The sequence below is a fragment of the Bradyrhizobium jicamae genome (genome assembly GCF_018130695.1).
Classification (GTDB): Bacteria; Pseudomonadota; Alphaproteobacteria; order Rhizobiales; family Xanthobacteraceae; genus Bradyrhizobium; species Bradyrhizobium jicamae_B.
Genome location: NZ_JAFCJX010000022.1, coordinates 104,323 through 128,193, shown reverse-complemented (window position 1 = coordinate 128,193; position 23,871 = coordinate 104,323). Strand labels below are relative to the sequence as shown.

The following is a 23,871-nucleotide window of genomic DNA, read 5'->3' as shown; positions in this document are numbered from 1 at the left end:
GGAGAAGGCGGCGAGCCGTGCCGCCTTCTCCAGTGTCTTGGAAGATTTTGTTGTGTCGTTGGTCAGCTCAGGCGACTCTGTTTGAGCATGATCTTTCCGGAAAACCGCTCGGCACTTTTCCGGATCATGCTGTTAGGAGCCCTGGCCGCCGCACTTGTTGGTCTTGGTGTTCCAGTTGCCGCACTTCTTGCCGACCCAATCGCCGATCAGGTCCTTGGAGCCCTCGAGCTCCTTCGACCAGGCGTCGCCGGCCACCAGGCCCGGGGTCTTCCAGACCACGTCGAACTGGCCGTTGCCCTTGATCTCGCCGATGAACACCGGCTTGGTGATGTGGTGGTTCGGCAGCATCTTGGACATGCCACCGGTCAGGTTCGGCGCCTCGATGCCCGGCAGAGCGTCGATCACCTTGTCGGCGTCGGTCGACTTCACCTTCTCGACCGCCTTCACCCACATGTTGAAGCCGATCACGTGTGCTTCCATCGGATCGTTGGTCACGCGCTTCGGATTCTTGGTGTAGGCCTGCCAATCCTTGATGAACTTCTCGTTGGCGGGCGTCTTGATCGACTGGAAGTAGTTCCAGGCGGCGAGATGGCCGACCAGCGGCTTGGTGTCGATGCCGGCGAGCTCTTCTTCGCCCACCGAGAACGCCACGACCGGAATGTCGGTCGCCTTGATGCCCTGGTTGCCGAGCTCCTTGTAGAAGGGAACGTTGGCGTCGCCGTTGATGGTGGAGACCACGGCGGTCTTCTTGCCGGCCGAGCCGAACTTCTTGATGTCGGCCACGATCGTCTGCCAGTCGGAGTGACCGAACGGCGTGTAGTTGATCATGATGTCTTCCTGCTTGACGCCCTTCGACTTCAAGTAGGCTTCCAGGATCTTGTTGGTGGTGCGCGGGTAGACGTAGTCGGTGCCGGCCAGCACCCAGCGCTTCACCTTCTCGTCCTTCATCAGGTAGTCGACCGCGGGGATCGCCTGCTGGTTCGGGGCAGCACCGGTGTAGAACACGTTACGCTCGGACTCTTCGCCCTCGTACTGCACGGGGTAGAACAGGATCGAGTTCAGCTCCTTGAACACCGGGAGCACGGACTTGCGCGACACCGAGGTCCAGCAGCCGAACACGACCGCGACCTTGTCCTTGGTGATCAGCTCGCGCGCCTTTTCGGCGAACAGCGGCCAGTTCGAGGCGGGATCGACCACGACGGCTTCGAGCTTCTTGCCGTTGACGCCGCCCTTCTTGTTCTGCTCGTCGATGAGGAAGAGGATGGTGTCCTTCAGCGTGGTTTCGCTGATGGCCATGGTGCCGGAGAGCGAGTGCAGGACACCGACCTTGATGGTGTCGTCGGCCGCTTGAGCGGGCGCGAACGGCGCGGACACGGCCAGGCCCAAAACCAGGCCGGCGGTCGCCGCCATCCAGCGGCGACGTGTCACGGTCGCTATCTCGTGAGTAAGTTTGCTAAGCATGAAATGTCATCTCCCTGACGCAGGCTGAAACGCTGCGAACGGCCCCACGGCCGCCTGCGGTTAACGGAATCGCAAGAACCATGCCACCGGGCTCACACCGCATAAGAGAATGAAATAGCTAGGGAAATTCGATTCATTCTTGGAAAGACCGAGATCGACAGCCCAAACCTTGGGCAGAAAAAATGTATGCCATTGAGGCAAACTGATTATTCTATAAGCAAAATTGGCCTTTTGGCTAAATTTCCGGCATGGATTTTCGGCCGAATTGATACCTAAGCAGCCCGCCGCCTAGCGCCCCCGGAACCGCAACACCTTGAAACCGCCGCGTTGTTGGTCCATATCATCCGCGTCGCCCACGCCGAATCGTGGCGCGCGCCTGCGAACTTTGCGTGTTCGAGCCGATTGATCGGCTTCTGGTTCGCCTTATCACCCGACCAAGCTAGACGCCTCAAACACGCGGGTGTCCTGACGCCCTCGTGCGATCCTGGCCCTCGATTGGCGGCCGGGACGACGATTGTTTTTATGGAAAGAACGACCTTTTGACCTCCTTTTCGGATTTCGGCCTCGCCGATCCCATCGCCCGTGCGCTTGCCGAAGAAAACTACGTCACGCCCACTCCCATTCAGGCCCAGACCATCCCGCTCGCGCTCGCCGGCCGTGACGTCGTCGGCATCGCCCAGACCGGCACCGGCAAGACCGCGTCCTTTGCGCTGCCGATCCTGCACCGCCTGCTTGAGAACCGCGTCCGCCCGCAGCCGAAGAGCTGCCGCGTGCTGGTGCTCTCGCCGACCCGCGAGCTGTCCGGGCAGATCCTCGACAGCTTCAACGCCTATGGCCGCCATATCCGCCTCTCCTCGGCGCTGGCGATCGGTGGCGTGCCGATGGGCCGCCAGGTCCGCTCCCTGATGCAGGGTGTGGACGTGCTGGTGGCCACCCCCGGCCGTCTGCTCGACCTCGTGCAGAGCAACGGCCTCAAGCTGAACCAGGTCGAGTTCCTGGTGCTTGATGAAGCCGACCGCATGCTCGACATGGGCTTCATCAACGACATCCGCAAAATCGTCGCCAAGCTGCCGATCCGCCGCCAGACGCTGTTCTTCTCGGCCACCATGCCCAAGGACATCGCCGAGCTCGCCGATTCCATGCTGCGCGAACCCGCCCGCGTGGCGGTGACGCCGGTGTCCTCGACCGCCGATCGCATCGCCCAGCGCGCGATCCAGGTCGATTTCGCCGCCAAGCCGGCCGTGCTGGCCCAGATCCTCAAGCAGGAACCGGTCAACCGCGCGCTGGTGTTCACCCGCACCAAGCATGGCGCCGACAAGGTCGTGAAGACGCTGGCCAGGGCCGGCATCGAGGCCAATGCGATCCACGGCAACAAGTCGCAGAACCACCGCGAGCGCACGCTGGCGGCGTTCCGCTCCGGCGAGATCCGCACCCTGGTCGCGACCGACATCGCTGCCCGCGGCATCGACGTCGACGGCATCAGCCATGTCGTCAATTTCGACCTGCCGAACGTGCCGGAAACCTACGTCCACCGCATCGGCCGCACCGCGCGCGCCGGCGCTGAAGGTATTGCGATCTCGCTGATCGCGGGCGCCGAGGAGATGGGCTACCTGCGCGACATCGAGCGCCTGATCAAGATCACGGTGCCGCGGGAAGACCGCCGCACGCCCGGCGCCAACCGCGAGCGCGAGGCAGCTCCCGCCGCGGCCCAGCCGCACCGGGGCGGCCGCTCTGCGCCGCGGGCACATACGGTCCGTGGAAATGAGGCGGCTCCGGGTGCAAAAGGCCCTCGCCGCCGCCGCCGTCGGGGTGGTAATAGTGGCGCGCCGCAGACGAACCGGGGCGAGTCGCCACGTCCGTCTCACGCCGGCAACAGCGAGAGCATTCAGGGCGTCGCCTTCTTGCATCGCGAAAGCCGGCCGAAACCGCAACCGAACCGCAACAACCGACCGCAGCGCTGACCGCCGCTGGATCTGGAGACCTACATGGCTAAGGAAGAGCTGATCCAGTTCGAAGGGCTGGTCACCGAAATCCTCCCCGACGCGCGCTACCGCGTGCAGCTCGACGCCGGGCATGAGATCGTTGCCTACACCGCGGGCAAGATGAAGAAGAACCGCATCAAGACGCTGGCCGGTGACCGCGTCACGATCGAAATGTCGCCCTACGACCTGGAAAAGGGCCGCCTGATATTCCGCCACAAGGACGAACGTCCATCGACACCGGGCGGTCCGCCGCGCGGTGGACAGCAGCGCGGCGGCCAGTTCCGCCGCCGCTGAGGCACAGGAGCACAACTGACGCGCGCATGACGCTCGATGTTCATGCGCAAAACTGGCCGGGCCCACGCCCGGGCCAAAAAATCGCGCACGTCAGGATTGTTTTGAAGCCCTCTATCGAATAATATTGTTCATCGATTTTCGGCCGGACGACATTAGCTAACACCGGTACAGCCGGTTCGGACGCTGACGACCCTTCCAAAAATTCGATCTCACCACCCCGCCGATCAGCGGGTCTTGAACTTGTATATCTGAGAAGGGACTACCCACGTGAGCATGGGAACCGTGAAGTGGTTTAACGCAACCAAGGGCTACGGCTTCATCCAGCCGGATGAAGGCGGGAATGACGTGTTCGTGCACATCAGTGCAGTCGAGCGCGCCGGCCTTGGCACTCTGCGTGAAGGCCAGAAGATCTCCTACGAGATCGTCGCTGACCGCCGTTCCGGCAAATCCTCGGCCGATAATCTTCGCGCCGCTGGCTAAGCCGAATTCCCGACGGGTGCGAGCCTTCGGGAGCGAGCCTTCGGGAGATTGTCGTCAAAGACAGATCGTCCAAATACAATCCGTCAGAGACACAACGTCAAAGACAATGAAGGCCGCACTTTTGGGTGCGGCCTTTTTTGTTTGCGTTGGGATTCTTGATTACGACGTCGGGCAAGCCGGCGTCGTGCCCGAGGTCGGCGTCGGATAGATCACGCAGGTCGATTGCCGCGGCCGAGTGTAGGCGACGTCGGACAGCTTGAAGCCGGTCTTCGTCAGCACGTAGCCCAGCGACGGCACATAGGTGTAGTTGACCTCGCTGTAGATCAGATAGGTGCCGGAGATCTGCAGCGCAGTCGGAATCGCGACCGTGGTGCCCGTGGTGCGCGGCGCCGAACCCTTGCTCCACTGCACCTTCGCCGTCCCCGTCGAGTCGACATAGAGCTCGCTGATGGTGGAGTTGGTCGTCGACGACGAATACGGCGTCATGATGCCGATCGCGGCATTGAAGAAGTTGGTCAGATCAGTGTCGGCCACCGAGGTCGACTGCGAGGTCAGGTCGGACAGCGTGCGCGCCATCAGCGTCACCTTGCGATCGACCGCGACCGCGGACGAAATCTCGATGGTGCCGAAGAACATCACCAGCATCAGCGGCACGATGAAGGCGAACTCGGTCGCCGCCAGGCCCGCGCAATCCTGCGCGAAGGCGGTGATGGAGCGCTGCAGGCGAAACCGGATCGAATGTATCTTGTGCATGGTGTCGCCTCAGAAGGGCTCGTTCTTGAACGCTGCAGTCGCCGTCAGCAGCCGCTTCTTGTTGTTGAGATTGGCGATGTTGTAGCCGAGGCTCGTGACGAACAGCGGCCACTGGTAGAACACCCGCACCACCACGATGTCGCCGGCGTTGCCGGGGCTGTAGCTCATGCTGTTGACGAAATTGCCGCTGGAATCGATTGGCGCGGTGACGCTGACGGTCGAGAACTGCGAATAGCTCCTGACGTCGACGTAGATGCCGTTGGCGCAATCGAACATCACGCTGATCTTGCCGCAGACATAGGTCTTGAACTGCGCCTGGGTGTAGGAGGCGTTCTGCGCCTGCCCGGTCATGATCATGCGCGCGGAATCCTGCGTCACGGTCTCGAGCACCTGGCTGGCGAAGAACACCATCGCAGTCTCGATGATCGCAAACAACAGCGCGAAGAAGATCGGCGCGACCAGCGCGAATTCGACCACCGCCGAGCCGCGGCGGTTGCGGCGGAAGCGGCGCAGGAGTGTGCGAAGAGAGACTGGCGGCATCAACGACCCCGGACGAGCGGTAATTTCGTGACGACAATTACCGGAAACAGATTGTGGAAGTGTTTCGCCCGTTCCAGACGACATGCCCTGTTCCGTTAGGGCGAACTTAACCATGCCGGCAACGTTGCCCGCAAAATGGGAAATGGCGTCGGCGCAGCTGCGCCGACGCCCTGCTCCCCTTGAATTCTGCGCGATCAGTTGGCCGGCCGGCTGGCGGCCGCAGCCTGCCCGACAGCCTGCGCGTTCAGCGAGCTGGTCTGGTCGATCGTGCGCTTGAAGTAGGTCTCGCCGTCGCCGAGCGTGAGGCGACGTTGGCACATCGGCATGCAGCTGTAGGTCTCGCGCTCGACGCCGCGATAGACGGTGACGAGCTGATCCGACGGACCTTCGACCTGGATCTGACGATCCACCAGCACCTGGCCGGTGCGGTCGAGGGCGATGAAATTGGTGGCGCCGTAGCCCTTGCCGGTGACGACGACAATGCCGCCACTCTGCAAGGAAACATCGGCGATCAGGGGATTGCCGACCACGATGGTGGCAATGCCGGTGGGCAGCTTGACGAGCTTGGCCTGATCGACATTGACGGCGATGCGGTCAGGCTCGGGCGCGGCCAAAGACATGACCGGCCACAGCAGCACTGCGCTGGCCAAGGAGATGAACCCGATACGCTGGGACTTGAACGACATACTCTACCCCGGGACGTTGACGAGCCGGCAAAAGCGATACGCAGCGGTACCGGCGCCCGACATGGCCAATTTGACGGTAAATTATTTAAGAAGAGCAAAAACGGCCCGGCGAATTGCGCCAATCGGGTAACTTCCGCACCGGAGCAACCGCTTGGCAAAGCACAGCTGAATCGAATGGCTGCGATTCGACGAATCAGCCTGCGGCCACGGCGGCCTTGTGGCCGACACTCCCCGCCAAAGCGTGGCCCAGCCGATTGCAGCGGCGCTCGATCAGGGGCTCGATCAGGGCGTAGCTCAACGCCAGCGACACGCCGCCGGTCAGGACAAAGGTCAGGAGCAGCTCCGCCGGCAGGAGCATGGAGACCAGCGGCACCACGGCGAAGTGGACCAGATAGATCGCATAGGAATGCCGCCCGAACAGGCCGAGCGCGGCATTCTCGGCGCGCGCGGCCAGCAGCGCATAGGACGCCGCAAACAGCAGCGCGACCTTGGCGCCCCAGGACGAGGTCAGGCAGACGCCGAGCAGCAGCAGCGCACCGAGCCGCGGCCGGCTGCCGCGCTCGATCACATCATAGAGCAGGATGCCGAGGCCAAAGCAGACCGCCTGGCGCGGCAGCCAGCAATAATAGAAGCCTTCGGCGAGATAGGCCTGCGCCGACGGCAGCGAAGCCGCCAGATGCGGCGCGAGATAGAGATCAGCCGCGAAGCGTCCGACGGCACTGATCAGCGCGATCGTGGCATAGCAGATGATCGGCCCGTTCGGCCGCCGGAACAGCCAGATGATCAGCGGAAACAGCAGGTAGAACTGCATTTCCACGGCGATGCTCCAGCCGCCGGGCACCACCGAGTTGAACGCGGTGGGGCTCCACAGATGCAGGAAGAAAACAGTCAGGATGACATCGGTCTTGCCGATGCCGTCAGGCGCCCATTCCTTGATGCCGGCGCCGCCCGTGATCGCGAGATAGAAGACGATGGCGAGCCAGAACAGCGGCACGATGCGGAAGACGCGGCGCAGATAGAAGGATTCCGCGGCGGCGATGTCCGTGCGCTCGCCATAGGTCAGCATCATGGTGTAGCCGGACACCATGAAGAACAGCTGCACGCCGAGCTGGCCGTAGTCGCCGGCGATCCAGGTGAGGCCAGGGACGACGCTGGGTGCGGCAGCGGCGCTATGCGCGGCGACCACCATCAGAATGGCAATACCGCGCAACAGGTCGAGCGATGGATTGCGGCTCGACGACCGCGGCTTAGTTGGCGACGCGGACATGCACCACGGCGCTTTCATCCGCATAGATGCGCTGCCAGCCGCCGATGTGGTCCAACAGCTTCACGGCAGGCGTGGCCGGCGTCAGGATCACCGCATCGATGTCATGGCGTTTGAGCATATCGAGCAGGCCGTCGACATCCTTGAGCTGGACCGCGCGGAAATAGTCCATCTCGAATTTTTCGCCGTAGAGCTCGGCACGGCCGTCGATGAACACCGGGATCTGGCGCCAGATCAGATAGCCGCCGAACGGCAGGTCATTGAAGATGCGCTTGGGGTTACGCGCCATCAGCGCATCGACGGCAGCCGCCGGCGACTGCACCTGGGGCGGCGCGATCGGCTGGCTTGCGGCCAGAACCGAGGTCCAGGCACCGAGCAGGCCGACGAGGACCAGTGCGACGACGGGCTTGAGCTTCACGAGCTTGCCCGGCTGCAGGCTGAATTGCGCCGTCACCGGCGTCAGCACGACGATCGGCAGCAACAGCGCGAAGATCTCGGTGTTCCGGACATGCGACAGCGCCATGTGCAGGAGGCCCAGCACCAGCGCGATCCGTGGCGGCGACAGTTTCACGCCGCCATAGAGCGCGCCACCGATCAGCGTGAGTACGGCCAGCTCGAAGGCGCTGAGATGGCTGAAGTCCGCCGGCATCCATTCATAGATCAGGTGCAACAGCTCGCCGAGATCGAGGATCTTGCGCGAGGCGAGGATCGAATTCCAGCCATAGGGCGTTGCGCAGCACGCAATCAGCGCGGCGATGCCGAATGCGGCCCAGCGCAGCGCGGTCGCGATGCGTTGCGAGCGCTCGGCATTCCACAGCGCATCCAGCGCAAAGCCGCCGACCAGCACGAGGCCGAACACGAAGCCGCCATGCAGATTGGCCCATAGCGCGATCACCGGCAGCAGCCACAGCGACGGCATCACGCGCCGCTCGCTTGCGCTCATCAGCCCGTAGGCCCAGGCGATCATCACCGGCATCACCAGCACATGCGGCCGGGCCAGCAGATGCTGCACCGACAACACCAGCGCGGCGAGCGTGACCACGCAGGCATGCGTGGCAGGCATCCGCCGCCCGAGGATATGATTAAGCAGCGCAAAGGCGCCGGCCACACTGGCCGCAGCCAGCACCACCGGCCCGGTCCAGCCGGCAAGATCATAGGCCGTGGCGTAGAGCACCTGCGCGAGCCAGGACGAGGACAGCCATGGCTCGCCGGTCCGGGTGAAGGAATAGATGTCGACGGTCGGCAGCGCGCGGTGATCGAAGATCCATTGGCCGACCGAGATCTGCCAATAGGTGTCGGAGTCGGCGAGCAGCCTGACGCCGTTGAGCAGCAACAGCGCGTAGACGCCGCTCCCGACCCAGAACCAGGCGGGCACCTGGCCGAGGATCGAGTGCCGGTCCCGCGCAACGGTTGCCGTCTCTGCGCTCATGGCGGCTCGACGCCTTTGCCTGCTCGTCAGTGCCGGAACGGATAGGCCAATTGCCCGCCGATCTCGGTCGGGATCGCCTTGTCGTCGGCGCCATAGGTTTCCGGCAGCACGCCGTCCGGCATCCGGAAGGTGCCGAACAGGATATCCCAGAGCGGGAAGGTGCCGGCGAAATTGGTGTCGCCGCCCTCTTCAAGCGAGGTGTGGTGCCAGCGGTGGAACACCGGCGTCGCCAGCACATATTTGAACGGCCCGAGCGTCCAGTTCAGATTGGCGTGGACGAAGGCCGAATGGAAGGTCGTGAACGGACCGACCCACAGCATGATGTTGGGCGAGATGCCGGCCATCAGCAGGATGACGTCGACCGAGATCGTGCCGATCAGGAGATTGACGGGATGGAAGCGCGCCGCCGAGATCCACTCCAGATCCTCGGAGGAGTGATGGATGGCGTGATACTTCCAGAAGCTGCTGCCGTGGAACATGCGGTGCAGCCAGTACAGCATGAAGTCGGACGCGACGAGAAAGATGATCGCCTGCACGGCGAGCGGCAGCTGCGCCAGCGGCCCGTGACCGTTGTCGTAGAAGGCCACGAGGGCATCGGCGCCGTTGATGTCGAACAGCAGGCTCGCGCCGAGCACCATCAACCCGATGCGAAACACCCGCGCGAACACCGGCACGAAAAACCAGTAGCAGATGTCGGTGACGAGCTCGCGCTTCTGCCACCACGGCTTGCCGGGATTGCACGCCCAGAAGTGCGCGAGCACGGTGAAAACGATCGCGAGCACGATCGTGACCGGCACGACTTTCATCATCGTCTGGCCGACCATCTCGATCACTTCAAGGGGAAGGCTGGACATGGCGGCCTCTTTGATCAATGGGAGACCTTCATGCCTATCTGGTGCCGCTTAAGGAGCTGTGAATCCTTAAGTGTTCACGCGTGCGCGGGAAGCGGACCATTCGCTGCGGGAAAAAATCTGCAACTTTATGAAACGGCTTAATGCCAAATTTACTGTGCGCAAGAACAGCGAGTTCCACCCGTTTTTACGCAATCAAATTAACTGCGCTGCAATTGTCGCACCCTAGGGTTCCCGCATGGTCACGGTGCTGAGAACGCCGGCCAGACCACTGCTAGTTCGACCAGCCACGTGTACACAGGAGTTACCTATGAAGAACCTCGTTTCGCGCTTCGTGAAGGATGAATCCGGCGCGACCGCCATCGAATACGGCCTGATTGCTGCCGGCATTGCCATCGCGATCATTTCCGCCGTGAAGGGCGTGGGCACCCAGCTCTCGACCAACTTCGCGACGATCTCGACCTCGCTGAAGTAAGCATCCCGACGCGGTTGCGTCCCAAAGGTCCCGGGTCTTCCCGGGACCTTTTTTTGTGCCGGGAGGCCCTGCTCCGGTTCAGTCGAACCCGAGCTCCGGCTTTTCCCGATTGTTCACCATTGGCGACTAGGCTCCGGCGATGTTCCGACCGAAGCTTTCTGGCGGTTTGATCCCATGATCCTCGACATCGCGCGCCTGACGCTGTTTCCGGCCCTGATGGCCTTTGCCGCCTCGAGCGACCTCTTCACCATGACGATTCCCAACCGGGTCTCGCTGGCGCTGCTCGCTGGCTTCATCGTGATGGCGCCACTGTCGGGCATGGCGCCTTACGACATGCTGTTGCATGCCGGCGCGGGTGCGCTGGTGCTGGTGGTGGCGTTCGGCTGCTTTGCGATGGGATGGATGGGCGGCGGTGACGCCAAGGTCGCGGCCGCGGCCGGCCTGTGGTTCGGCTTCGATCACCTGCTGGTATTCTTGCTCTATGCTTCGCTGTTCGGCGGCGGGCTCACCTTCCTCGTGCTCCAGCTGCGGCAATTTCCACTGCCCCGCGTCCTCACCGGCCAGGCCTGGCTGGTCCGCCTGCACGACATGCGGACCGGAATCCCCTACGGCATCGCGCTCGCCTTCGGCGCGTTGACGGCCTATCCGGAGACCAGCTGGATCAAGTCGGTCGACCTCACGCACCTTGCGATGCTCTGACCCGATCCGCTGCGCTGACGCGTTTGCTTCTCGCGAACCGGCGCCGATCCCGGATCAAGGCTGCGGCGTGCTTGGCCGGAAGACACTCGGCCTACGGGTAACCACCCGTTAAGGCGATTTAGATACGCCTCATTAACCATGCTTTGACGAATAGCTGGTCAACTCCCATCACGGCGGCGGCAGCGTCGCGGCGTCATGTGGAAAGTGAAGCGTAATGAATACCGCCCGCATTATGGTCCTGGCTATCGCCGGCTGTGCCGGCCTCGCGGCCCTGTATCTTGCGAGCGGCAGCGGCGACGATAAGCCCGTGCAGCAGCCGGTCGCACAATTGCCGACCGTGGACATCCTGGTCGCCAAGTCCGACATCGGCCTCGGCCAGACCGTGAAGCCCGAGGACCTGCAGTGGCAGACCTGGCCGGCCGCGACCGCCAGCGCCACCTTCATGCGCCGCGACACCAACGCCGAGGCGATCAAGGACGTCACCGGCTCGATCGCGCGCGCCCCCTTCATCCAGGGCGAGCCGATCCGCGACCAGAAGCTGGTCAAGGCCGACGGCTCGGGCTTCATGGCCGCGATCCTGCCCAGCGGCATGCGCGCGGTGTCGACCGAAATCTCTCCCGAAACCGGCGCCGGCGGCTTCATCCTGCCCAACGACCGGGTCGACGTGCTGCTGTCCCGGCGCGACAAGAACCCGGACCGCACCGGTCCCGACATCATCAACACCGAGATCATCCTGAGCAACATCCGCGTGCTGGCCATCGACCAGGCGCCGAAGGAGAAGGATGGCGCCAACGCGCTGGTCGGCAAGACCGTGACGCTCGAGCTCAAGCCGGAGCAGACCGAGACGCTGCAGCGCGCACGCCAGAGCGGCATCCTGTCGCTCGCGCTGCGCAGCATCGCCGACGTCAACATGGTCGAGGTCCGCACCGACGATAACGCCGACAAGCGCGGCACCACGGTCAACGTCATCCGCTACGGCGTCGCCGGGCAGGCGACGATGCAGAAGTGAATGGGGCAGATGAGATGAAGTGCAGGGTCAAACAGACGAAGATGCGGACCTTCCTGGTCCGCGCCCTGTCGTTTTCGGCGGTCGCGGCGCTCTCGCTCAATCCGGCACTGACGCCGGTGATCGCGGGCGACTATCGCGCGGCCGCCCCGGGTCCCGGCGCCGACGGCCAGATGAACGCCCGCCCGATGTCGCTCGGCATCGGCAAATCCGTGGTGATCGACCTGCCCCGCGACATCAAGGATGTGCTGGTCGCCGATCCCAAGATCGCCAACGCCGTGGTCCGCTCGTCGCAGCGCGCCTACATCATCGGTGCCACCGTCGGCCAGACCAACATCGTGTTCTTCGACGCCCAGGGCCAGCAGATCGCCGCCTATGACATCGCGGTGACGCGCGACCTCAACGGCGTCCGCACCGCGCTGCGCCAGACGCTGCCCAATTCCGACATCCATATCGAGGGTGTCGGCGATGGCGTGGTGCTGACCGGAACCGCGGCGAGCCCGATCGAGGCGCAGCAGGCCTTCGACCTCGCCTCGCGCCTCGCCGGCGGCGCCGACAAGGTGGTCAACTCCATTGCGGTCCGAGGCCGCGACCAGGTGATGCTGAAGGTCACCGTCGCGGAAGTCGCGCGCAACATCATCAAGCAGCTCGGCATCGACCTGACGGCGAATTTGAACTACGGCACGGCGGTGGTGAACTTCTCCAACGCCAACCCGTTCACCGCCTACGGCCGCTCGCTCACCGACAACAAGCTCACCACCGCGTTCGGCTCGACGCCGTCGGTCCAGGCGACGCTGCGCGCGATGGAAAGCGCCGGCGTGGTCCGCACGCTCGCCGAACCCAATTTGACCGCGATCTCCGGTGAGTCCGCGACTTTCATCGCCGGCGGCGAATTCCCGGTGCCCGCAGGTTATGCCTGCGACCCGACCACCCATGTCTGTACCACCCAGATCAGCTTCAAGAAGTTCGGCATCTCCCTGAATTTCACCCCGGTCGTGCTGACCGAGGGCCGCATCAGCCTGCGCGTGATGACCGAAGTCTCCGAACTGTCGAACGACAACTCGATCACGCTGTCGCAGGCGGTGACGAACTCCACGGTCAACTCGCTGACGATCCCCTCGATCCGCACCCGCCGCGCCGAGACCACGCTGGAAATTCCCTCCGGCGGCGCGATGGCGATGGCCGGCCTGATCCAGGAACAGACCAAGCAGGCGATCAACGGCTTTCCGGGCCTCTCCCAGCTGCCGGTGCTCGGCACGCTGTTCCGCAGCCGCGACTTCGTCAACAACAACACCGAGCTGATGGTGCTGGTGACGCCCTACATCGTGCGCGCGGTGGCGCAGAAGGACCTGTCGCGGCCGGATGACGGCTTCGCCAACGCCTCCGATCCGCAGGCCGACCTGCTCGGCAGCATCAATCGCATCTACGGCGTTCCGGGCCGCAACGAGCGGGCACGGAATTATCGCGGCACCTACGGCTTCATCACGGACTGAGACAGACGATGACCCAATCGACATCCATGACCTCAGCCGACCGCAACCGTCTGCTCCGCCTCGCCGGCGCGCTGATCGGCGCAGCCCTGACGCTCGGCGCCTGCAAGACCACCGACGACAGCCTCGCCCGCGTCGATGCGCCGAACGACTATCGCCAGCGGCATCCGATCGCGGTGACCGAGGCTGACCGCTCGATCGTGGTGTTCGTCGGCCGCGGCCGCGGCGGATTGACCGCCGAGCAGCGCGCCGAAGTGATGGGCATGGGCCGCGACTGGATACGCGAAGGCACCGGCGCGATCTCGATCGACGTTCCGACCGACACGCCGAACGCGCGCGCCGCGCAGGATTCGCTGCGCGAGATCCAGGCGACGCTCGCCGCCGCCGGCCTGCCGCCGCGCGGCTACGTGGTGCGCAAGTATCATCCCGAGGATCAGCGCCAGATGGCGGCGATCCGCGTCACCTATCCGAAGATCTCGGCGGTTGCGGGCCCCTGCGGCCTGTGGCCGGACGATCTCGGCCCGTCGATCCACAATCGCGACTATCTCGAGAACAAGCCCTACTACAATTTCGGCTGCTCCTATCAGCGCAACCTCGCCGCCATGGTCGCCGATCCCGCCGATCTGGTGCAGCCGCGCGCCGAAACGCCGGCCTACACGCCCCGTCGCAACATCGCCTTCGACAAATACAAGAAGGGCACGACGACCGCGACATCCTATCCCGAGGCTGACAAGGCCAAACTCAGCGATACCGGCAAATGATCACCTACGCGCGTCAGAATTCCGAAGAGCAGCCGGACGTCCCGCCGCCGCCCGCGGAAGATCATATTGCGCCGGCACCCCGGGTGTCGGTGCAGGCTTTCTGCGAGACGGTCGAGACTGCCGCCGCCGTGCAATCGGCGGGCGAGGATCGCCGGCTCGGCAAGGCGCATCTGAAGATCCAGATGGGCGGCATGGCCGCCGCGATCGAGGCCTATCGCTCGGCGCCGACGCCCAACGTGATCATCCTGGAGACCGAGGGCCGCACCGATATCCTGGCCGGGCTCGACCAGCTCGCCAGCGTCTGCGACGCCGGCACCCGCGTCATCGTGATCGGCCGTCTCAACGACGTCGCGCTGTACCGCGAGCTGGTGCGTCGCGGCGTCAGCGATTACGTGATCGCGCCGGTCCAGGCGCTCGACATCGTACGTTCGGTCTGCAACCTGTTCTCGGCGCCGGAAGCCAAGGCGGTCGGCCGCATCATCGCCGTGGTCGGCGCCAAGGGCGGCGTCGGTGCCTCCGCGATCGCGCACAACGTCGCCTGGGCGATCGCCCGCGACCTGGCGCTGGATTCCGTGGTCGCCGACCTCGACCTCGCCTTCGGCACCGCCGGCCTCGACTACAACCAGGATCCGGCGCAGGGCATCGCGGATGCGGTGTTCTCGCCCGATCGCGTCGACACCGCCTTCGTCGACCGCCTGCTGTCGAAATGCACCGACCATCTGAGCCTTTTGGCCGCGCCGGCGACGCTCGACAAGGTCTATGACTTCGGCGCCGACGCGTTCGATGCGATCTTCGACACGCTGCGCACCACGATGCCCTGCATCGTGCTCGACATCCCGCACCAATGGTCGGGCTGGACCAAGCGCGCGCTGATCGCCGCCGACGATATCCTGATCGTCGCAGCCCCCGATCTCGCCAATCTGCGCAACGCCAAGAACATGTTCGACCTGCTGAAGGCCGCGCGGCCCAACGATCGCGCGCCGCTGTACTGCCTGAATCAGGTCGGAGTGCCGAAACGGCCCGAGATCGCCGCGAGCGAGTTCGCCAAGGCGATCGAGACCCCGCCGATCGCCACCATTCCGTTCGATCCGCAGGTGTTCGGCTCGGCCGCCAACAACGGCCAGATGATCGCGGAGATTTCCGCCAATCATCGCTCGGTCGAGATGTTCCTGCAGATGGCGCAGCGGCTGACCGGCCGCGGCGAAACCAAGAAACCGAAGGGATCCCTGCTGGCCCCCCTGTTGGAAAAGCTGCGGGGCAAGTAACCCCCCGCCTGGAGTCACGTCGTGTTTGGTAAGCGTAGCGGAAATGATGGGGATGTGCGGGCCGCGAAGCCCGCGTTTCAGGCGCCGGAACCGGCCGCAGCGCCTGTTGCCGCGCGCGAGTCCGCAGCCCCGGCCGTCGCCTCGCCGCCGCTCGCACCGGCGCGGCCGGCACCGCCGCCGGTCGTCGAGACCCGCCGCTCCGACAATTACTACCAGGTCAAGGCGACGATCTTCGGTGCCCTGATCGAGGCGATCGACCTTGCCCAGCTCGCCAAGCTCGACTCCGAGTCGGCGCGCGAGGAAATCCGCGACATCGTCAACGAGATCATCGCGATCAAGAACATCGTGATGTCGATCGCCGAGCAGGAAGAGCTGCTCGACGACATCTGCAACGACGTGCTCGGCTACGGTCCGCTGGAGCCGCTGCTGTCGCGCGACGACATCGCCGACATCATGGTCAACGGCGCCGGTACGGTGTTCATCGAAGTCGGCGGCAAGATCCAGAAGACCGGCATCCGCTTCCGCGACAACCAGCAGCTGCTCAACATCTGCCAGCGCATCGTCAGCCAGGTCGGCCGGCGCGTCGACGAATCCTCGCCGATCTGCGACGCCCGCCTCGCCGACGGAAGTCGCGTCAACGCCATCGTGCCGCCGCTGGCGATCGACGGCCCCGCGCTCACGATTCGTAAGTTCAAGAAGGACAAGCTGACGCTCGACCAGCTGGTCAAGTTCGGCGCCATCACGCCGGAAGGCGCGGCCATCCTGCAGATCATCGGCCGCGTCCGCTGCAACGTGCTGATCTCCGGCGGCACGGGTTCCGGCAAGACCACGCTGTTGAACTGCCTGACCAACTATATCGAGCACGACGAGCGCGTCATCACCTGCGAGGACGCCGCCGAACTGCAGCTGCAGCAGCCGCATGTGGTGCGACTGGAAACCCGCCCGCCGAACATCGAAGGCGAAGGCCAGGTCACGATGCGCGAGCTGGTGCGCAACTGCCTGCGTATGCGTCCCGAACGCATCATCGTCGGCGAAGTCCGCGGACCCGAGGCGTTCGACCTGCTGCAGGCGATGAACACCGGCCATGACGGCTCGATGGGCACACTGCACGCCAACAACCCGCGCGAGGCGCTGTCGCGCTGCGAATCCATGATCACGATGGGCGGCTTCTCGCTGCCCTCGCGCACCATCCGCGAGATGATCTGCGCCTCGATCGACGTCATCGTCCAGGCCGCGCGTCTGCGCGACGGTTCGCGCCGCATCACCCACATCACCGAGGTGATCGGCATGGAAGGCGACACCATCATCACCCAGGACATCTTCCTCTACGACATGGTCGGCGAGGACGCCAACGGCAAGATCATCGGCAAGCACCGCTCGACCGGCATCGGCCGGCCGAAATTCTGGGAGCGTGCGCGCTACTACAACGAAGAGAAGCGGCTTGCGGCGGCGCTCGACGCCTCCGAAGCCCCGCCGCCGGCCTAAGGAGGGCGCGCCATGAGCATGCAGACAATGGCCCTCGCCTTCCTGGCCGCCACCACCGTGGGCGGCCTCGCCTGGGTCTTCATCTACCCCTATATCTCCGGCGAGAAGAAAGCCGAGTCGCGCCGCGCCAACGTCGCGCGCGCCGAGCCGACCGCCAACCGCGTTGCCGACCGCAACCTGCGCTCGCGCCGCGAGCAGGTCGAGGGCTCGCTGAAGGAGCTCGAGGCGCGCAGTCTGAAGAGCAAGAAAGTCCCGCTCTACATGAAGATCTCGCAGGCGGGCCTGTCGTGGTCGGAGCAGAAGTTCTGGATCATCTCCGGCGTGCTCGGCCTCGGCGGCTTCGGCGTCGCCTTCATCATCGGCGGCGGCCTGCTCGGTGCGCTCGGCATCGGTTTTGCCGCGGGCCTCGGCCTGCCGCGCTGGCTGCTCGGCTTCCTGAAGAAGCGCCGCGAGAAGGCGTTCCTGAAGGCGCTGCCCGACGCGGTCGACGTCATCGTCCGCGGCATCAAGGCCGGCCTGCCGCTGTTCGAATCGATCAAGGTAGTCGCCCAGGACGCGCCCGAGCCGCTGCGCAGCGAGTTCATGGCCATCATCGAGACCCAGGCGATCGGCATGCCGCTCGGCGATGCCTGCGCCCGCCTCTATGAACGGATGCCGCTGCCGGAAGCCAATTTCTTCGGCATCGTGGTGGCGATCCAGCAGAAATCGGGCGGCAACCTCTCCGAAGCGCTCGGCAACCTCTCCAAGGTGCTGCGCGACCGCAAGAAGATGGCCGAGAAGATCCAGGCGATGTCGATGGAAGCCAAGGCCTCCGCCGCCATCATCGGCTCGCTGCCGCCGATCGTCATGCTGCTGGTGTTCATCACGACGCCCGACTACATCGCCCTGCTGTGGACCCATCCGACCGGACAGCTGATGATCGCCGCCTGCATTGTCTGGATGAGCATCGGCGTGTTCGTGATGAAGCAAATGATCAACTTCGACTTCTGACGGTGCGTTATGATTGATTTCCTGGTCGCCAAGCTTCACGACGTCAGATTCATGACCATGCTGCTCGCCTTCTTCGCGGCGAGCGCCACCGCCTACACGCTGGTGATGCCGCTGCTCGCCGGCGGCGATCTCAATAAGCGCATGAAGGCGGTCGCCAGCGAGCGCGAGCGCATCCGCCAGCGCGAGCGCGACCGCCTCAACAAGGCGGAGAAGGTCACGCTGCGGCAAACGCCGAAGCAGGTCGTCTCCAAGGTGGTGGAAGACTTCAACCTCACCAAATGGCTGGCGCAGGAATCCGCGCTGGAGAAGCTGGTGATGGCCGGCTATCGCGGCCACGCCCCCTACGTCACCTTCCTGTTCGCCCGCGGCGTGACCCCGATCGTGCTGCTGCTCGCGACCGTCGCCTATCTCTGGATCATGTCGACGCTGGACCTGTCGATCATGGTCAAGCTCGGCATCTGCATCATGGCGCTGTTCATCGGCCTGCAGGCGCCGATGCTGTTCCTGAAGAACGCGATCAGCAAGCGCCAGCTGCAGATCAAGCGCGCCTTCCCCGATGCGCTCGACTTGCTGCTGATCTGCATCGAGTCCGGCATGTCGGTCGAGGTCGCCTTCCGCAAGGTCGCGACCGAAATCGCCGGCCAGTCGATGGCACTGTCCGAGGAATTCGCCCTGACCACGGCGGAACTGTCCTATCTGCAGGACCGCAAGGTGGCTTACGAGAACCTCGCCAAGCGCACCGGGCTCGACGGCGTCAAATCGGTCTGTCTCGCGCTCCAGCAGTCGGAGCGCTACGGCACGCCGCTCGGCCAGAGCCTGCGCGTGATGGCCCAGGAAAACCGCGACATGCGCATGAGCGAAGCCGAGAAGAAGGCCGCCGCACTGCCGCCCAAGCTGACCGTGCCGATGATCCTGTTCTTCCTGCCCTGCCTGTTCATCGTCATTCTCGGACCGAGCTACATCAAGGTCATGGCGATGCCGTAGCGCATGATCCGGACCCGAAGGGCCGCGTTAGCGCAAAGTGTGAAGCGGCTTTCCGAAAGATCATGCGCAAACAAAGAGCCAGGTCACATCGAGACAAACGAAAACGCCCGGCTCGGCCGGGCGTTTTCATTTCTGGCAGTGGTTGAACTTGGATAAGGATCAGTCGTCCTTCGCCAGCACGGGCGCGGACCGCGCGGCGGTCTTCGGGCCGTCCTTGCGGTTCAGCATGTCGCGGAGATAGGCGACATTGGCGGCGGCCTCTTCGGCGGGCAAGTCGGCCTTGACGATGCTCTCGGCTTCGGCGAAGCGGCCCTGCAGGCCGACCACCAGCGCGAGATTCTGGCGCACCCGGCCGTCCGCACGACCGCTGGCATAGGCGCGGCGCAAATTCTCTTCCGCCCGCGGCAGTTCCTTGGTCAGCATGTAGGACAGGCCGAGATTCGACAGCACCGAAGGCTCCTCGGGCACGATCCGCAGCGCGCTCGCATAGTAGCGACGCGCCTCCTCGTGCTTGCCCATCTTGTCGAGCGTGGTGCCCTGCACCGACAGGATCCGCCAATCCGGATTGTCGGGACTGTGGGCCCGGCTCAGCGTATCGAACGCGGCCTGCAGATTGCCGTTGTCGGCAAGCGCGCGGCCGTAGGCGGCGAGCAGCGGCTTGTTGCCGGGATTGGCGATGGTCGCCTGCTCCAGCACCGCACAGGCCTGGGCGCGCTGGCCGGTCATGCGCAGCGCCTGGCCATAGGCCATCGCGACGTTGGGATCCTTGGGATTGGCGCGGTAGCGCTCGCCATAGACCTCGGCGGCGCGCTGCGGATCGTCGGGCACCGCTTCGGCGCGGGATGATCCGGGAGTGGTGATCGAGCCCGCGATATCGGACATGGTCTGGCAGCCGCCGAGGCTGACGGCGAGCACCGCGACCAGGGAAGCGGAAGCGAGATGCCGGGCAAGCTGCCGGGCCAGGCTGGACTGTCGACGCATGGCACTTTGACTCACGAAATCGGGCGATTGGATCGAGCCGAACGCGTCAGCAATAGACTGTTAACCCTAACGTCTGGTTAATCGGGGGTGCTACCATGCCAGCCGAAACGCGTGTAGTGACCCCACACCGCCAGGAAAAGCCCGAGAGCGATAACAATGTCATCCGTATTTGAGACCGCTGGTGCAGCGAGTGTTCCCATCACCTTCGCCACCAGGACGAATTGGGATGCGATCCGCAGCGAGTTGCCTGCACCGGCGCGGCAATTTGCCGAAGCCAACGGCTTTGCGCCGAAGCCCGGCAAATACCTCGCCTTGCCCGCGCCCGATGGCAGCATCGCCCAGGTGCTGTTCGGCCTCGAGGATGACGGCGCCAAATCGCGCGACCTGTTCAGGCCGGGCAGCCTGCCCGGCCTGCTGCCGCCGGGTGTCTATCGTTTTGCCAATGCGCCGCATGATCCACGGCTCGCCGCGCTCGCCTTCGCGCTCGGCTGCTACCGCTTCGGCCGCTATCGCAAGAACGAGGCGCCCGATGTGCGGTTGGTGCCGCCCGAGGGTATCGATGCGGCAGATCTTGCGCGCATGGCAGAAGCCGCCGCGCTGGCACGCGACCTCATCAACACGCCCTCGAACGACATGGGGCCGGAGGAGCTGGCAGAGGTGGCGCGCCGGCTTGCGGCGCGATACGGTGCGAGCTTCTCCTGCATCGTCGGCGACGATCTGCTGCAGCAGAATTTTCCGCTTGTTCACGCCGTCGGCATGGCCTCGCCGCGCGCACCGCGGCTGATCGATTTTTCGTGGGGCGATCCTGCGCATCCCAAGGTGACGCTGGTCGGCAAGGGCGTCTGCTTCGACACCGGCGGGCTCGACCTGAAGCCGTCGAGCGGCATGCTGATCATGAAAAAGGACATGGGCGGCGCCGCCAACGTGCTGGCGCTGGCGCAGATGGTGATGGACGCGAAGCTGAAGCTGCGGCTGCGCGTGCTGATCCCGGCGGTCGAGAATGCAGTCGCCGGCAACGCCTTCCGCCCGCTCGACATCTTCAAGTCGCGCAAGGGCCCGACGGTCGAGATCGGCAACACCGATGCCGAGGGACGGCTGGTGCTGGCCGATGCGCTCGCGCTGGCCGATGAGGAGACGCCGGATCTGCTGATCGATCTCGGCACGCTGACCGGTGCGGCGCGGGTGGCGCTGGGGCCGGATTTACCGCCCTTTTACACCAATGATGAGACGCTGGCGGAGAGCGTCGCCGCTCACGCCAAGGGGGAGAACGATCCGATGTGGCGCATGCCGCTGTGGCCGGCCTACGATTCCTGGCTGGACTCCAAGGTCGCCGACATCAACAACGCGTCGCCCGGCGGCTTTGCCGGCTCGATCACCTGCGCGCTGTTCCTGCAGCGTTTCGTCGAGCAGGCGAAGAGCTGGCTGCATGTCGATATCTACGGCTGGACACCCTCCGCAAAACCCGGCCGGCCCGAAGGCGGCGAATGCCAGGCGGCGCGCGCGATCTACAAATTGCTGAGCCAGCGCTATGCATGATCCACGCCTGACGCCCGCCCGCGACGACCTCGCCGCACGCTATCTCAAGGGCAAGGTCAAGGCCGCGCGCTTCGTCGACGGCGAGGAGTTCGAGGTGGTCGATTCCGTTGCGCCGATCCGGCTCGCGCCGGCGTCGAACGCCGAGCAATCGTCACAGGCGCTCAGGGGCGAACGCATCACGGTCTATGACCGCAACGGCGAGGGCTTTGCCTGGGGCCAGTTGGCGAGCGACGGCTATGTCGGCTGGATCGCCGTTGCCGCCTTGATGAAGCCGGCGGCGGCGCCGACGCACAAGGTCACGGCGCTGCGGACGTTTGCGTTTCCGGGGCCATCGATCAAACTGCCGCCGGTGGAAGCGCTGCCGCTGGGAGCGCGCATCACCATCATCCGCGAGGACGGCAGCTTTGCCGCCACACGCGACGGCTGGCATCTGCCGCGCCGCCATCTCGGCAGCCTCGATGCGATGGAGACGGATTTCGTCGGTGTCGCGGAGAAATTCGTCGGCACGCCCTATCTCTGGGGCGGCAAGTCGAGCCTCGGCATCGACTGCTCCGGCCTGGTGCAGGTGTCACTGACCGCCGCCGGCACCGGCTGCCCCCGCGACAGCGACATGCAGCAGGATGGCCTCGGCCGCACACTGAGCCCTGCCGAGATGAAACACCTGCAGCGCGGCGACCTGATCTTCTGGAAAGGCCATGTCGCGATCGTGCGCGATGCCACCACGATCGTGCACGCCAATGCGCATCACATGGCGACCGTGATCGAGGACACCCAAGCCGCGATCGCGCGGATCAAGGCGGCGGGCAGCGACGTGACCGCGATCAAGCGGCTTTAAGTCGCGACGGCGCCCTCGCCTGCGGCCTCGATCCGGAACGCGGCGGCGAACAGTGCGCGGGTGTAGTCGCTCTTCGGGCTCTTGAAGAGCTCGGAGGCCGGCCCCTCCTCGACCACCTTGCCGGATTTCATCACGATCAGATGGCTCGCCAGCGAGGCCACCACGCGCAGATCGTGCGAGATGAACATGTAGGTGAGGTCGCGCTTGCGCTGCAGCTCGCGCAAGAGGTCGACCATCTGGGCCTGGAACAGCATGTCGAGCGCCGACGTCGGCTCGTCCAGCACGATGAAGTTCGGCTCCAGCACCACCGCGCGCGCGATCGAGATGCGCTGGCGCTGACCGCCGGAGAATTCGTGCGGGTAGCGAAAGCGCATGTCCGGATCGAGACCGACGTCCTTGAGCGCCTTGACCACCCGCGCCTCGCGCTGCTCACGCGACAGAAGCGGCTGATGAACCTCGAGCCCTTCCGCAATGATGTCGGCGACCGACATGCGCGGGCTGAGCGAGCCGAACGGATCCTGGAACACGATCTGCATGTCGCGGCGGAACGGCCGCATCTCCTTGAAGCGCAGGCCCTGGATGTTGCTGCCCAGGAACACGATGGGACCGTCGGAAGAGATCAGCCGCAGCAGTGCCAGGCCCAGCGTGGTCTTGCCGGAACCGGACTCGCCGACCACGCCGAGCGTCTCGCCCTTGCGCACCGCGAGGCTGACGCCATCGACCGCCTTGATGTGGCCGACGGTGGAGCGCAGCAGGCCGCGCTTGATCGGGAACCAGACCTTGAGGTTATCGGCGGACATCACCACCGGCGCGTCCGGCTGCGGCGGCGCCGGATCGGGCTTCGGCTCGGCCGCGAGCAGCGCCTTGGTATAGGCGTGCTTCGGCGCCGTGAAGACCTGCTCGACCGGGCCCTGTTCGACGATCTTGCCGTTGTTCATCACGCAGACGGTGTCGGCGATGCGACGGACGATGCCGAGGTCATGGGTGATGAACAGCATGCTCATGCCGAGCCGGGTGCGGATCTCGGCGAGCAGCGCCAGGATCTGCGCCTGCACGGTGACATCGAGCGCCGTGGTCGGCTCGTCCGCGATCAGAAGATCCGGCTCGTTGGCGAGCGCCATCGCGATCATCACGCGCTGGCGCTGGCCGCCGGACAATTGGTGCGGATAGCTCTGCAGCCGCGTCTCCGGCTCGGGGATGCCGACCTGGCGCAGCAGCTCCAGGGTGCGCGCCCGCGCCGCCGAACCGCCGATGCCCTTGTGCAGCGACAATATCTCGCCGATCTGGGACTCGATGGTGTGGAGCGGATTGAGCGAGGTCATCGGCTCCTGGAAGATGATCGAGATGTCGTTGCCGCGCACCTCGCGCATCTCCTGCTCGGAAGCGTGCAGCAGGTCGCGGCCGCGGAAACGGATCGCGCCGGTCGGATGCGAGGCGGCCGGATAGGGCAGCAACTTCAGCACCGAGAGCGCGCTGACGGATTTGCCCGAGCCGGATTCGCCGACGAGCGCCACGCACTCGCCGCGCTTGATCTGGAACGAGATGCGGTCGACCGCGAGCGAACGGCCGAACGCGACCGAGAGGTCGTCGACGTCGAGCAGGGGCTGGTTGATGGCGTCCATGC

General features: G+C 64.8%; 23 protein-coding genes. 14 read left to right on the top strand and 9 right to left on the bottom strand.

All coding sequences use genetic code 11. The annotated features are described in order from the left end of the window. Positions 1–132: 132 nt before the first annotated feature. Positions 133–1,461, bottom strand: a complete 1,329-nt coding sequence (gene urtA, locus JQ604_RS28755; RefSeq protein ID WP_212364053.1) for an urea ABC transporter substrate-binding protein — start codon at positions 1,459–1,461, stop codon at positions 133–135. A 539-nt stretch (positions 1,462–2,000) separates the two neighbouring features. Here urtA and JQ604_RS28750 point away from each other — a divergent pair. From JQ604_RS28750 to JQ604_RS28740, 3 genes are all read left to right on the top strand, one after another. After that, the gene (locus JQ604_RS28750) at positions 2,001–3,422 is read left to right on the top strand and encodes a DEAD/DEAH box helicase (protein ID WP_212364052.1); all 1,422 of its coding nucleotides are present in this window, start codon (positions 2,001–2,003) and stop codon (positions 3,420–3,422) included. A 24-nt stretch (positions 3,423–3,446) separates the two neighbouring features. Continuing rightward, positions 3,447–3,737, top strand: coding sequence for a translation initiation factor IF-1 (gene infA / locus JQ604_RS28745; RefSeq protein ID WP_212364051.1), 291 nt, complete (start codon positions 3,447–3,449; stop codon positions 3,735–3,737). 267 nt (positions 3,738–4,004) lie between these two features. Continuing rightward, positions 4,005–4,217, top strand: a complete 213-nt coding sequence (locus JQ604_RS28740) for a cold-shock protein (protein WP_016842648.1) — start codon at positions 4,005–4,007, stop codon at positions 4,215–4,217. 159 nt (positions 4,218–4,376) lie between these two features. Here the strand turns inward: JQ604_RS28740 and JQ604_RS28735 are convergent, their stop codons facing one another. The 6 genes from JQ604_RS28735 to JQ604_RS28710 all read right to left on the bottom strand — a co-directional run bounded on the left by JQ604_RS28735 (position 4,377) and on the right by JQ604_RS28710 (position 9,743). Continuing rightward, positions 4,377–4,970, bottom strand: coding sequence for a TadE/TadG family type IV pilus assembly protein (locus JQ604_RS28735; protein ID WP_212364050.1), 594 nt, complete (start codon positions 4,968–4,970; stop codon positions 4,377–4,379). A gap of 9 nt (positions 4,971–4,979) precedes the next feature. Next, a complete protein-coding gene (locus JQ604_RS28730; RefSeq protein ID WP_212364049.1) occupies positions 4,980–5,510 on the bottom strand; it encodes a TadE/TadG family type IV pilus assembly protein in 531 nt (176 codons plus the stop codon). Between the two features lie 194 nt (positions 5,511–5,704). Further along, positions 5,705–6,196 carry a pilus assembly protein N-terminal domain-containing protein gene (locus tag JQ604_RS28725; protein WP_212364048.1) on the bottom strand — a complete coding sequence of 164 codons (492 nt, stop codon included), beginning with the start codon at positions 6,194–6,196 and terminating at the stop codon, positions 5,705–5,707. Positions 6,197–6,389: 193 nt separating this feature from the next. Beyond that, positions 6,390–7,463, bottom strand: coding sequence for an acyltransferase family protein (locus JQ604_RS28720; protein WP_212364047.1), 1,074 nt, complete (start codon positions 7,461–7,463; stop codon positions 6,390–6,392). After that, complete coding sequence (locus JQ604_RS28715; protein WP_212364046.1) at positions 7,444–8,889, bottom strand: hypothetical protein; 1,446 nt, start codon at positions 8,887–8,889, stop codon at positions 7,444–7,446. The genes JQ604_RS28720 and JQ604_RS28715 overlap by 20 nt, the downstream gene beginning before the upstream one ends. Before the next feature lie 26 nt (positions 8,890–8,915). After that, positions 8,916–9,743 carry a sterol desaturase family protein gene (locus JQ604_RS28710; protein WP_212364045.1) on the bottom strand — a complete coding sequence of 276 codons (828 nt, stop codon included), beginning with the start codon at positions 9,741–9,743 and terminating at the stop codon, positions 8,916–8,918. A 307-nt stretch (positions 9,744–10,050) separates the two neighbouring features. On the opposite strand from JQ604_RS28710, the gene JQ604_RS28705 reads away from it, so the two are divergent. From JQ604_RS28705 to JQ604_RS28665, 9 genes are all read left to right on the top strand, one after another. Beyond that, positions 10,051–10,215, top strand: coding sequence for a Flp family type IVb pilin (locus JQ604_RS28705; protein ID WP_212364044.1), 165 nt, complete (start codon positions 10,051–10,053; stop codon positions 10,213–10,215). 174 nt (positions 10,216–10,389) lie between these two features. Continuing rightward, the gene (locus JQ604_RS28700; RefSeq protein ID WP_212364043.1) at positions 10,390–10,914 is read left to right on the top strand and encodes an A24 family peptidase; all 525 of its coding nucleotides are present in this window, start codon (positions 10,390–10,392) and stop codon (positions 10,912–10,914) included. A gap of 214 nt (positions 10,915–11,128) precedes the next feature. After that, the gene (gene cpaB / locus JQ604_RS28695) at positions 11,129–11,923 is read left to right on the top strand and encodes a Flp pilus assembly protein CpaB (RefSeq protein WP_212364042.1); all 795 of its coding nucleotides are present in this window, start codon (positions 11,129–11,131) and stop codon (positions 11,921–11,923) included. 14 nt (positions 11,924–11,937) lie between these two features. Then, a complete protein-coding gene (locus JQ604_RS28690) occupies positions 11,938–13,413 on the top strand; it encodes a type II and III secretion system protein family protein (RefSeq protein WP_212364041.1) in 1,476 nt (491 codons plus the stop codon). 8 nt (positions 13,414–13,421) lie between these two features. Beyond that, complete coding sequence (locus tag JQ604_RS28685) at positions 13,422–14,171, top strand: CpaD family pilus assembly protein (RefSeq protein ID WP_433996292.1); 750 nt, start codon at positions 13,422–13,424, stop codon at positions 14,169–14,171. Beyond that, entirely contained in the window at positions 14,168–15,436 is a 1,269-nt protein-coding gene (locus JQ604_RS28680) for an AAA family ATPase (RefSeq protein WP_212364040.1), read from the top strand. The genes JQ604_RS28685 and JQ604_RS28680 overlap by 4 nt, the downstream gene beginning before the upstream one ends. A 21-nt stretch (positions 15,437–15,457) precedes the next feature. Next, on the top strand, positions 15,458–16,921 hold the full coding sequence (locus JQ604_RS28675) for a CpaF family protein (protein WP_212364039.1): 1,464 nt from the start codon (positions 15,458–15,460) through the stop codon (positions 16,919–16,921). Between the two features lie 12 nt (positions 16,922–16,933). Then, positions 16,934–17,911, top strand: a complete 978-nt coding sequence (locus tag JQ604_RS28670) for a type II secretion system F family protein (RefSeq protein WP_212364038.1) — start codon at positions 16,934–16,936, stop codon at positions 17,909–17,911. 9 nt (positions 17,912–17,920) lie between these two features. Then, complete coding sequence (locus JQ604_RS28665; protein WP_212364037.1) at positions 17,921–18,895, top strand: type II secretion system F family protein; 975 nt, start codon at positions 17,921–17,923, stop codon at positions 18,893–18,895. A gap of 159 nt (positions 18,896–19,054) precedes the next feature. Here JQ604_RS28665 and JQ604_RS28660 read toward each other — a convergent pair whose 3' ends face one another. Next, on the bottom strand, positions 19,055–19,876 hold the full coding sequence (locus JQ604_RS28660) for a tetratricopeptide repeat protein (RefSeq protein ID WP_212364036.1): 822 nt from the start codon (positions 19,874–19,876) through the stop codon (positions 19,055–19,057). A 156-nt stretch (positions 19,877–20,032) separates the two neighbouring features. Here JQ604_RS28660 and JQ604_RS28655 point away from each other — a divergent pair, with 156 nt between their 5' ends. Together JQ604_RS28655 and JQ604_RS28650 are read left to right on the top strand one after the other, a co-directional pair. Then, positions 20,033–21,412: a leucyl aminopeptidase family protein gene (locus JQ604_RS28655; protein WP_212364035.1), complete on the top strand. Its 1,380-nt coding sequence runs from the start codon at positions 20,033–20,035 to the stop codon at positions 21,410–21,412. Then, on the top strand, positions 21,405–22,247 hold the full coding sequence (locus tag JQ604_RS28650; protein WP_212364034.1) for an NlpC/P60 family protein: 843 nt from the start codon (positions 21,405–21,407) through the stop codon (positions 22,245–22,247). Before JQ604_RS28655 ends, JQ604_RS28650 begins: the two co-directional genes overlap by 8 nt. Here JQ604_RS28650 and JQ604_RS28645 read toward each other — a convergent pair. Beyond that, entirely contained in the window at positions 22,244–23,869 is a 1,626-nt protein-coding gene (locus tag JQ604_RS28645; protein ID WP_212364033.1) for an ABC transporter ATP-binding protein, read from the bottom strand. The two genes, JQ604_RS28650 and JQ604_RS28645, sit on opposite strands and share 4 nt — an antisense overlap. Positions 23,870–23,871: the final 2 nt, after the last annotated feature.

What these genes read in the sequence shown, in the direction of transcription:
- urtA (WP_212364053.1), bottom strand. Translation starts at nt 1,461, where the DNA reads ATGCTTAGCAAACTTACTCACGAGATAGCGACCGTGACACGTCGCCGC.
- infA (WP_212364051.1), top strand. Translation starts at nt 3,447, where the DNA reads ATGGCTAAGGAAGAGCTGATCCAGTTCGAAGGGCTGGTCACCGAAATC.
- JQ604_RS28735 (WP_212364050.1), bottom strand. Translation starts at nt 4,970, where the DNA reads ATGCACAAGATACATTCGATCCGGTTTCGCCTGCAGCGCTCCATCACC.
- JQ604_RS28730 (WP_212364049.1), bottom strand. Translation starts at nt 5,510, where the DNA reads ATGCCGCCAGTCTCTCTTCGCACACTCCTGCGCCGCTTCCGCCGCAAC.
- JQ604_RS28725 (WP_212364048.1), bottom strand. Translation starts at nt 6,196, where the DNA reads ATGTCGTTCAAGTCCCAGCGTATCGGGTTCATCTCCTTGGCCAGCGCA.
- JQ604_RS28720 (WP_212364047.1), bottom strand. Translation starts at nt 7,463, where the DNA reads ATGTCCGCGTCGCCAACTAAGCCGCGGTCGTCGAGCCGCAATCCATCG.
- JQ604_RS28715 (WP_212364046.1), bottom strand. Translation starts at nt 8,889, where the DNA reads ATGAGCGCAGAGACGGCAACCGTTGCGCGGGACCGGCACTCGATCCTC.
- JQ604_RS28710 (WP_212364045.1), bottom strand. Translation starts at nt 9,743, where the DNA reads ATGTCCAGCCTTCCCCTTGAAGTGATCGAGATGGTCGGCCAGACGATG.
- JQ604_RS28705 (WP_212364044.1), top strand. Translation starts at nt 10,051, where the DNA reads ATGAAGAACCTCGTTTCGCGCTTCGTGAAGGATGAATCCGGCGCGACC.
- JQ604_RS28700 (WP_212364043.1), top strand. Translation starts at nt 10,390, where the DNA reads ATGATCCTCGACATCGCGCGCCTGACGCTGTTTCCGGCCCTGATGGCC.
- cpaB (WP_212364042.1), top strand. Translation starts at nt 11,129, where the DNA reads ATGAATACCGCCCGCATTATGGTCCTGGCTATCGCCGGCTGTGCCGGC.
- JQ604_RS28690 (WP_212364041.1), top strand. Translation starts at nt 11,938, where the DNA reads ATGAAGTGCAGGGTCAAACAGACGAAGATGCGGACCTTCCTGGTCCGC.
- JQ604_RS28685 (WP_433996292.1), top strand. Translation starts at nt 13,422, where the DNA reads ATGACCCAATCGACATCCATGACCTCAGCCGACCGCAACCGTCTGCTC.
- JQ604_RS28680 (WP_212364040.1), top strand. Translation starts at nt 14,168, where the DNA reads ATGATCACCTACGCGCGTCAGAATTCCGAAGAGCAGCCGGACGTCCCG.
- JQ604_RS28670 (WP_212364038.1), top strand. Translation starts at nt 16,934, where the DNA reads ATGAGCATGCAGACAATGGCCCTCGCCTTCCTGGCCGCCACCACCGTG.
- JQ604_RS28665 (WP_212364037.1), top strand. Translation starts at nt 17,921, where the DNA reads ATGATTGATTTCCTGGTCGCCAAGCTTCACGACGTCAGATTCATGACC.
- JQ604_RS28660 (WP_212364036.1), bottom strand. Translation starts at nt 19,876, where the DNA reads ATGCGTCGACAGTCCAGCCTGGCCCGGCAGCTTGCCCGGCATCTCGCT.
- JQ604_RS28655 (WP_212364035.1), top strand. Translation starts at nt 20,033, where the DNA reads ATGTCATCCGTATTTGAGACCGCTGGTGCAGCGAGTGTTCCCATCACC.
- JQ604_RS28650 (WP_212364034.1), top strand. Translation starts at nt 21,405, where the DNA reads ATGCATGATCCACGCCTGACGCCCGCCCGCGACGACCTCGCCGCACGC.
- JQ604_RS28645 (WP_212364033.1), bottom strand. Translation starts at nt 23,869, where the DNA reads ATGGACGCCATCAACCAGCCCCTGCTCGACGTCGACGACCTCTCGGTC.